Origin of the sequence: Clostridium sp. 1001270J_160509_D11 (genome assembly GCF_015667935.1) — a bacterium.
GTDB lineage: Bacteria > Bacillota > Clostridia > Peptostreptococcales > Peptostreptococcaceae > Intestinibacter.
In genome coordinates this window covers 1-9872 of the sequence record NZ_JADPET010000113.1, presented here as the reverse complement: position 1 = coordinate 9872, position 9872 = coordinate 1, and the positions used below count along the sequence as shown (strand labels likewise).

Genomic DNA, 9872 nt, shown 5'->3' with positions numbered 1-9872 from the left:
CTTGTAAGATATCTTTCACGAATTTAATCCTATTTTAAAAATAAATTTATAATTTTGAAATATAGACTCCTACAAAAAAATAAAAAAAATATGTTATAATGGTTATCTAGAAAAAAGTTCTTTAAATTAGATTTCTAATGTATAATAATTAATTTAGAAAAGATATAAATGATTTTTAATTAGAATATAAAATAAAAATTACAACTTAAGAGAGTTTAATATATTAACAAAAAAGAAAGGAGTAGCCTAAAAATAAACATTTTAGGCATAATAAACAAAATGGTAATCGACAGAAGTAAATTAACTCCTATGATGAAACAGTATTTTGAGACAAAAGATAAATATCCTGATTGTATATTGTTCTTTAGATTAGGAGATTTTTATGAGATGTTCTTTGAAGATGCGATAATTGCATCAAAAGTACTTGAAATAGCACTTACAGGAAAGGCTTGTGGGCTTGAAGAGAGAGCTCCTATGTGTGGAGTTCCGTTTCATGCTGCAAACTCTTATATATCAAAATTAGTTGAAAGCGGATATAAAGTAGCGATAGGCGAGCAGATGGAAGATCCTTCTGCTGCAAAGGGAATCGTAAAAAGAGAAGTAATAAGAGTAGTAACTCCAGGGACTGTTCTTGAAGGGAATCTTCTTGAAAACAAAAAAAACAACTACCTTATGTCTTTATACAAGCAAAATGACGATATAGGTCTATCTTATGTAGATATAAGTACAGGTGAAACTAATGCAACTATATTAAAAAAAGACAAGTTAATAGAAGAAATTGCGAAAGTTTCTCCATCAGAAATAATAATAAACGACTTAGATTATATAAAAAATCTAGAAGCTATAGCGTCTTTATCTAATATATATTTAAATACTAATTTCGACGAAGCGTATTTAAACGAAGATATATTAAAACAATATTTCAGCGATGAGTATTTAAGAAACTTAAAATTCGATGAAAATGGACTTATAAATAGAAGTTTATGTGTCCTTTTAAATTATATATACAACACTCAAAAACAAGTAACTTCAAATATAAACAATATAAACATATACAACTCATCAAATTATATGGTGCTTGATATGTTTACTCGTTCAAATTTAGAGCTTACAGAGACTATTAGAACAAAGAAAAAGAAAGGCTCACTACTTCACGTACTAGATAAAACTTCGACTGCAATGGGTGGAAGAATGCTTAGAAAATACGTTGAGGAGCCATTAGTAGACAAACAAAGAATTCAAACTAGATTAGATGTAATTGAAGAGATAAAAGACGATTACTCACTTAGAATAGACTTAATCGAGATTTTAAAAAATGTGTACGATATAGAGCGTATCTGCGGTAAAATCGCGTTTGAAAAAGTTACTCCAAAAGAGCTTATTAATTTAAAAAACTCTATTGAAAAACTTCCAGAGCTAAAGCGTAGAATAGAAGAATCTGATGCAGAAATACTTAAAAACTACGCAAACAAAATGGAGACTTTAGACGATATTTACGACTTAATAAATAAAGCTATACTTGAGGAGCCTAGCATAACTATAAAAGACGGAAATATAATTAAATCAAGCTACAATGAAGAATTAAGTGAGCTTAGAGAAGTTTCTACAAACGGCGCCTTTATGATTAAGGAAATCGAAAATCGCGAAAAAGAAAAAACAGGAGTTAAATCTTTAAAAATAGGATTTAATAAAGTGTTCGGATATTATATTGAAATAACAAAGGCAAACTTAGCAACTGCAAATATAGACAATAGCTATATAAGAAAGCAGACATTAAGTAACGCCGAAAGATATATAACAGAAGAATTAAAAATAATAGAAGATAAAATACTTCACGCAAAAGAAAAAATAGGTGTGCTTGAATACGAATTATTTGTACAAGTTAGAAAATACATCTACGACAATATAGATAGAATCCAAAACGTAGCTAAGATAATAGCAAATATAGACGTATTTACTTCATTTGCAACTGTTGCAGATTTAAACAACTATGTAAAACCTAATATAAACGACAACAACAAATTAGATATTAAAAACGGACGTCACCCAGTTGTCGAAAATATAGTAGGTGAAGAAAACTTCGTGCCAAACGACACTTATTTATCAGACGACGAAAATATTATAAATATAATTACAGGGCCGAATATGGCAGGTAAGTCGACTTATATGAGACAAAGTGCGATAATAGTTTTAATGGCTCATATGGGAAGTTTTGTTCCGGCAGATTTTGCAGATATTCCAATATGCGACAGAATATTTACAAGAGTTGGGGCAAGTGACGACTTATCTTCTGGTCAATCTACATTTATGGTAGAGATGAACGAAGTTTCACAAATACTTAAAAATGCTACATCAAAGAGTTTTGTAATACTTGATGAAATCGGTAGGGGTACATCAACTTACGACGGTATAAGTTTAGCTTGGGCAATAGTTGAATATATCCAAAGTAATATAAAATGTAAGACTTTATTTGCAACTCACTACCACGAGCTTACAGATTTAGAAAACGAGTTTAGAGAAGTTAAAAACTACTCTATTTCAGTAAAAGACGACGGAGAAAATATAATCTTCCTTAGAAAAATAGTAGAACAACCAGCAGACAAAAGTTACGGTATATACGTTGCAAAACTTGCAAAACTGCCTGACAAAGTTATAGAGCGTTCATCAGAAATTCTAAGCGATTTAGAGAAAAACCACATATTTAACGGTGAAGTTTTAACTGGAAGTCTCGATAAAGAAAAAATGAAGTTAATGCTTGATAAAGCAAATAAAGAAGCTTTAGTTACAGCAGATTTACAACTTAAAGATATTGATGTAGTAAGAGAAGACGATAAATCACAGACTCAAGTTACAGATGAATTTAGCTTTGAAAATGAGCTAAATAAAATAGAGCAAGACAATATAAAAAATGAATACGAATCTTTAAAATTAGAGCATGAAACTTTATTAAAAGAACATAAAAAAATGAAAAAAGATTATAATAAATTAAATGCAAATTATACTAAATTAAAAGAAGAAGATTCACAAATATCGTTTGGAAATATAACTCCAAATAACGAAGTATTAGACGAGCTTTTAAATTTAGATATATTAAATATGAATTTAATAGACTGCGTAAATACATTATATAATTTACAAAAAAAAGCAAAAGAAAATAGATAATCGGTTATTTTAACTTAAGCCAAAATAACCTCTTGGAGGGATTAGATGGGTAAGTATATAAATATTTTAGATGATTTAACAATAAATAAAATAGCTGCAGGAGAGGTCGTTGAAAGACCTTCTTCTGTAGTAAAAGAACTTTTAGAAAATGCAATAGATTCAGGTGCTACTCAAGTCGTAGTAGATATTACTGACGGCGGAAAAAAGTGCATCAAAATAAGCGACAACGGATCTGGAATATTATCTAGTGAAGTTGAAAAATGCTTTTTAAGACATGCTACAAGCAAAATAAAAGAAATAGACGACTTATACGACCTTTATTCGTTTGGATTTAGGGGGGAGGCACTTGCCTCAATTTCTGCTGTCTCAAATATCGAAATGATTACAAAGACAAAAGAAGAAGTTATAGGTACGAAGATAGAGCTTAGCGGGTCTAAAATAATAAAAAAAGAGCCTATAGGGACAAAAGACGGTACAACAATAACTATAAAAGACTTGTTTTTTAATACTCCAGTAAGGGCAAAATTTTTAAAATCGACTCATGCTGAAACTATAAATATAAGTGATTTAATAAATAAACTTGCTATAGGAAATCCAGGAGTTAGAATAAAATACATAAACAACAAAAAGCTTATGTTAAATACACCTGGCGACAATAAACTTATAAACGTAATAAGAAGTATTTATGGAAAAGAAATAACAGATAACTTAATCGAAGTAGATTATGAAGATGAGAAGATAAAAATATACGGATATATAGGAAACAACAACATCTATAGATCTAACAAAAACCTTCAACATATCTATATAAATAAAAGATATGTTAGAAGTAAAATTATATTAGATGCTATAAATGAAAGTTATAAAAGTATAATTCCCATAAATAAATTCGGAGTGTGCTTTTTAAATATAACGATAAACCCAGGTGAAATAGACGTAAATATACATCCGACTAAGCTAGAAGTAAAATTCCAAGACGAAAAAGACGTATATATAAGGATAAGAGATTTAATAAAAAACAAACTTCTAAATATAAGTTTGATAGGAAAATACAAGTCTTATACTAATAATAATGAAAACTACGTACAAAATAAATTAAATCACCTTGGAGAAAATAATTTAGAAGAAAAAGTAGAGACTTCTTCAAATCAAAATATAAACCAAAATAAAATAGATTTTGAGTATAAAACAGAATCTAAAGAGCAAGATACTCTAAGCTTAAAAGAAGAACCTAAAGAGTACAACATAGATGAAAGAGAAGACTTATCTTCATTTAAATCTTTTAAAGAGGCATTAGAAGAAAATGAAACTAAAGATGAAAATGAAGATTATGAGAAAGCTCAAAATAATAAGTTTGATGAAGTTTCATATACTCAAATGGATAATTATAACTCATATCAAGAAAAAGAGCAGTCTGATTATTATAGCAATATGGGTTATAGCGATATAAAAACAAGTAGAAATAGCGAGTTGGATTCTAAATTAGACGAGATTTCCACTCAGGGAAGTTTTTTAGAAACACAAGACGACACACTAGATAAGATAATAAATAATTCACAAGACAGCAAATTTAGAGCGAGCGACTTTAAGGTAATCGGCACAATTTTAAATACTTATATCGTCCTTGAAAAGGGGACATCTATGTATTTATTAGATCAACATGCCGCACACGAAAAAGTACTGTACGAAGAGTATATGACAAAGTTTAAAAGCCAAAGCATAGACATGCAGATGTTACTGGACCCTATAGTCATTGAACTGTCTAGTGTAGATATGTTAGATGTAGAAAAAAATCTAAATTTATTTATGAAATTTGGTTTTGAAATAGAGATATTTGGAGATAATCATATTATGGTCAGAGGAGTGCCTAATATTTTTGGAACTGCTCAATCAGAAAAATTTATATTCCAAATAATCGACAACATAGGGGATTTAGAAAGTAGCTACGACTTAAAAATGGACAAAATAGCATCTATGTCTTGTAGAGCAGCTATAAAGGCAAACGACAAAATCCATTTTGACGAAATACATTCACTACTTTCAAAAATGGAAAAGTGTGAAAATCCATATACTTGTCCACATGGGAGACCATCAATGGTCGAAATATCTAAAAAAGAAATAGAAAAGATGTTTAAGAGAATTATGTAATACAAATTAGAATTGAGGAAGATATATAATGAACAAAATACCGCTTATAATACTTACAGGGCCGACAGCAGTCGGTAAAACTGATTTATCGATTAAGCTTTCAAAATCATTAAATGCAGAGATAATATCAGCAGATTCAATGCAGATATATAAATATATGGATATAGGTAGTGCCAAAATAACAAAAGAAGAAATGGACAATGTAGTCCACCACATGATAGACGAAGTTACTCCAGATGTACCTTTTTCTGTATCAGAATTTCAAACTAGAAGTGAAAAATATATAAACGATATACACGAAAGAGGAAAAAGAGTACTTGTAACTGGAGGAACTGGATTATACCTAAACTCACTTATATACAATATGGACTTTGCAAAATCAGATGCAAATAACGAAATAAGAGAAAAGCTAGAAAAAGAATTAGAAGAAAACGGCATAGACTATATGCACGAAAAACTAAGAAGTCTAGATGAAGATGCTGCAAATAGAATCCACAAAAACAACACAAAGAGAGTTATAAGAGCTATAGAAGTATGCCTAAGTGGAAACAAAATGAACGATTTCTCAAAAGACTTGAGATACAACGAAAAATACAAACCTATAATAATAGTTTTAAATAGAGACAGAGAAGTATTATATCAAAGAATAAACAAAAGAGTAGATATAATGCTTGAAAATGGTCTATTAGACGAAGTTAAAAAACTACTTGAAATGGGATATACAAAAGATATGATATCAATGCAGGGAATAGGCTATAAAGAAATGATAAAATATCTAGATGGCGAGTACACTTATGACGAAGTAGTAGAAATAATAAAAAGAGACTCTAGAAGATATGCTAAGCGCCAGATAACTTGGTTTAAAAGATATCAAGATGCAAAGTGGTTTGACTTAGATGAATACCAAAATAAAGAAAAATTGGAAGAAGATATAATTAATCATATTGAAAAATTACTATAAATTGTATAAAATAATAATATATAGTATTATCCTTAATTACATATAGGAGATTATATTTAAATTATAATCTCCTATATATAAAGTACTTAAGAAAATAAGTACTATACTTTTCGGGGAGTCTATTTTATACACTATTAAGATATGAATTTCCTTAATATAAAAATTAACTTATCAGGGAGGGCATTAAAAATGAAAAATACAGTTTTAAACTTACAAGATTTATTTTTAAATAATGCTAGAAAAGAAAGAATACCAGTGACAATATTCTTAATGAATGGGGTACAAGTAAAAGGAAATGTAAAAGGATTTGACAGTTATATAATATTACTTGAAGGTGAAAACAGACAACAAAACATGATATACAAACATGCTGTTTCAACTATAGTTCCAGGTAAATATATAAACCTACAAAATCAACAACAAAACAACAGATAATACTACATACAAAAGATTATTTTATATTAAAAATTAAAATTCTTTTTAGAAGAAAAGGTACTTATGTGAGTTAATAATTAATTGTTGCCCCACATAAGTACCTTTTTTCTGTCTTGAAGAAAAAATTTGTGTATGTTAAAATCTTAAATGTTGGATAATTATAGATGAAAATATAAATTTAAATTATTAAAATAAATATGATTATACTTATATAAATAAAATAATACAAATTAGGAGAAAGACATGTTAAAGGAAACTAGCGATTTATTAAAACAATTTTACCAATTAGATGATGAAGTATTTAAATTATCTGAAGAAGTAATGGAAGATATAAAAGAACAATTTGATGAGATAAAAGAAATAAGAGAATTTAATCAATATAAAGTTTTAAAAGCTATGCAAGAAGCTAACTTATCAGACAACCACTTCAACTGGACAACAGGATACGGATACAATGATATAGGTAGAGAAAAAGTTGAAGAAATATATGCAAATGTATTTGGGGCTGAAGATGCACTTGTTAGACCTATAATAGTAAACGGAACACACGCACTTAGCTTATGTGTGCAAGGGCTTGTTAGACCTGGAGATGAGATTTTATCAATAACTTCAACTCCATATGACACGCTACAAGGTGTTATAGGTATAAGAGAAGAAAAAGGTTCATTAAAAGAATACGGAGTTACTTATGATGAAGTAGATTTCTTAGAAAATGGAGATATAGACTTAGAAGGCGTTAAGAAAAAAATAAACGAGAGAACTAAATTAGTAATGATACAAAGATCTAAAGGTTACTCTTGGAGAAAATCTCTTAGTATAGCTGATATAAAAGAAGCAATAGACGTTGTTAAATCTGTAAATAAAGACATAATCGTTATGGTAGACAACTGCTACGGTGAATTCTTAGATACTAAAGAGCCTACAGAAGTTGGAGCAGACGTAATGGCTGGTTCACTAATCAAAAACCCAGGTGGAGGTCTTGCTTTAACTGGTGGATACATAGCTGGTAGGGCTGACTTAATAGAAATGATATCTTATAGATTAACATCACCAGGAATAGGTAAAGAATGTGGTCTTACTTTCGGAACTACAAGAACTGTACTTCAAGGGTTCTTCATGGCTCCATACGTTACATCACAAGCAGTAATGGGAGCTATATTCTGTGCTAGAGCGTTTGAAAAATTAGGATACGACGTACTTCCAAAATACGACGATTTAAGAAGTGACATAATACAAGTTGTAAAACTTAACAATGCTGAAGAAGTTATAAGTTTCTGTCAAGGTGTGCAAGCAGCAGCTCCAGTTGATGCGTTTGTAAAACCAGTTCCATGGGCAATGCCAGGATACGAAGACGAAGTAATAATGGCAGCAGGTGCATTCGTTCAAGGTTCATCAATAGAGCTTAGTGCCGATGCTCCAATAAGACCACCATACAACGTATACTTCCAAGGTGGACTTACATTTGATCACTCAAAAATGGGTACTTTAAAAGCTATACAAGCTATTAAAAAGATGAAAGAAGAAAATAGATAATATAAAAAACACAAAAAACATCCATTTTATTTAGAACTATGTAACTTTAAATAAAAATGGATGTTTTTTTATATTACTTTGATTAGTTTTTAACTAAATATTTTAATAAGTAGACTCTATAAATTTTTTTCTATTTCATATAAAACCCTATCTTTATTTAGGGCATTTATGTATCTTATTTTAGTATTTTTTTCTTTGTTTTCAATCGCCTTATAATACATTGAGTGCGTGTTTGAGACTGTGTTTACAAAGATATATTCTTTGTTTTTTAATAAGGCTGTGTCAAAATTGTCAAAACCGGCATGTAAAAATACCCAGTTATTAAGGACTTCTTTCATAGAGTTTATCCATGATTCGGTCCCGCCTATACAGACTGCATTTAAGCTGTTTAATTTATTTATATCTACTTCTTTGTGGTTTCCGACTGGCGGAATATTTACATGTTCAGATAAATTAAACATTAAATTTCTAAGTTCGACTAATTCTTCTTTTATATGAGGTTCATTTTTTACCTCTTCTTCAAGTTGTTTATTTTTATTTTCAAGAAGTCTCAGCTTTTCTTTTAACTCTTCGTTTTCTTTTTCTAACTCAGTTTTAGTCTTTTTATATTTTGCCTCTAAGTCTGATTTTTCTTGAGTTATTTTAGTGATCATTTCATCTTTTTCTTTTAATTCTTCTTTATCTATATCAGCTATATCTTTAAAATATAGGCGTTTTGCATCTTTATATGTTTCTAATATCCTTTTTAATTTTGTAGACGATATTATATATGAATACAATGCGTCGTAGTTAGACTCTTCTACTTTTCCGCCACATTTAACCCAGATATTGATTAATTCCTGAATTTCTTCACTAGTACTGTGTGGCTTATTATTTAGAAGAGGTATGATATTTAAACCTTCTAATTCATATACATAATCTAGTGCATAGGCAATTCTGTGGTAGTCATTGATTTTTTCTGTGTCTAGCTTTCCATAGCCTTTTTGAAAATCTAACTCACGCAGACACTTGGTCATATTAGGGTATTTGTGACACAAATTAGATTCGACTTGTCTAAGTTGTTTTCGTGTAGATTTATCTATATTAGAATACTTAAATGAATTTTGTATTAGAGGATTCATCCTCAAATTGACCATCTCTTGAAATGCTCTAAAGAAAAAGTCATCTTCATCTATTTCCTTGCCTTCTTTTTGGGCTAGGATTATTGCTGCGGCATAATTGCCGAGAAATTCTTCTTCAGGCATTAAGTCGGGCTTTATAGGCAATTCATTTAATCTGACAATATCTCCACTATTTTTAATAAGTAGATTTGCCTTTTTATAAGTCATTCTAAGTATATAGTAAAATTCTTTTTCTCCCCCAGAAGTAATAATTCCAAGTGCTTTTTTAAAATACATCTCTTCTTCTAATAATCTAGAATTTGCTAGATTGTAATATGAACAGTTTATAGAAAAATTATTGTATTTTTCTTTATTAGAATTGTATACTTTATCTATATATTTATAAGCTTGCTTTGTAGCACAAAGTGAAGTACAGACAAAATAATTAAGCCTACATTCATAGCTGTTTTTAATATTGTCTTCTTTCAAAATACACCTCCATAATATATTTATACTATATAAAAGATACCAGA

The 9872-nt window shown here is 29.3% G+C and carries 6 protein-coding genes; 5 read left to right on the top strand and 1 reads right to left on the bottom strand.

Translation table 11 applies throughout. The features are described from left to right. Window positions 1-279 precede the first annotated feature (279 nt). The 5 genes from mutS to I4U58_RS10305 all read left to right on the top strand — a co-directional run bounded on the left by mutS (window position 280) and on the right by I4U58_RS10305 (window position 8239). On the top strand, window positions 280-3162 hold the full coding sequence (gene mutS, locus I4U58_RS10325) for a DNA mismatch repair protein MutS (RefSeq protein ID WP_195931265.1): 2883 nt from the start codon (window positions 280-282) through the stop codon (window positions 3160-3162). 45 nt (window positions 3163-3207) lie between these two features. After that, window positions 3208-5310: a DNA mismatch repair endonuclease MutL gene (mutL, locus tag I4U58_RS10320; RefSeq protein WP_195931264.1), complete on the top strand. Its 2103-nt coding sequence runs from the start codon at window positions 3208-3210 to the stop codon at window positions 5308-5310. 28 nt (window positions 5311-5338) lie between these two features. Further along, the gene (gene miaA / locus I4U58_RS10315) at window positions 5339-6271 is read left to right on the top strand and encodes a tRNA (adenosine(37)-N6)-dimethylallyltransferase MiaA (RefSeq protein WP_195931263.1); all 933 of its coding nucleotides are present in this window, start codon (window positions 5339-5341) and stop codon (window positions 6269-6271) included. 189 nt (window positions 6272-6460) lie between these two features. Next, a complete protein-coding gene (gene hfq, locus I4U58_RS10310) occupies window positions 6461-6706 on the top strand; it encodes an RNA chaperone Hfq (protein ID WP_195931262.1) in 246 nt (81 codons plus the stop codon). Window positions 6707-6949: 243 nt separating this feature from the next. Continuing rightward, the gene (locus tag I4U58_RS10305) at window positions 6950-8239 is read left to right on the top strand and encodes a methionine gamma-lyase family protein (protein WP_195931261.1); all 1290 of its coding nucleotides are present in this window, start codon (window positions 6950-6952) and stop codon (window positions 8237-8239) included. 116 nt (window positions 8240-8355) lie between these two features. Here I4U58_RS10305 and I4U58_RS10300 read toward each other — a convergent pair whose 3' ends face one another. Continuing rightward, entirely contained in the window at window positions 8356-9828 is a 1473-nt protein-coding gene (locus I4U58_RS10300) for a hypothetical protein (protein ID WP_195931260.1), read from the bottom strand. Between the last annotated feature and the right edge of the window lie 44 nt (window positions 9829-9872).

Excerpts from the sequence above, each read along its gene's own strand:
- mutL (WP_195931264.1), top strand. The coding sequence starts at position 3,208 with ATGGGTAAGTATATAAATATTTTAGATGATTTAACAATAAATAAAATA.
- miaA (WP_195931263.1), top strand. The coding sequence starts at position 5,339 with ATGAACAAAATACCGCTTATAATACTTACAGGGCCGACAGCAGTCGGT.
- I4U58_RS10305 (WP_195931261.1), top strand. The coding sequence starts at position 6,950 with ATGTTAAAGGAAACTAGCGATTTATTAAAACAATTTTACCAATTAGAT.
- hfq (WP_195931262.1), top strand. The coding sequence starts at position 6,461 with ATGAAAAATACAGTTTTAAACTTACAAGATTTATTTTTAAATAATGCT.
- mutS (WP_195931265.1), top strand. The coding sequence starts at position 280 with ATGGTAATCGACAGAAGTAAATTAACTCCTATGATGAAACAGTATTTT.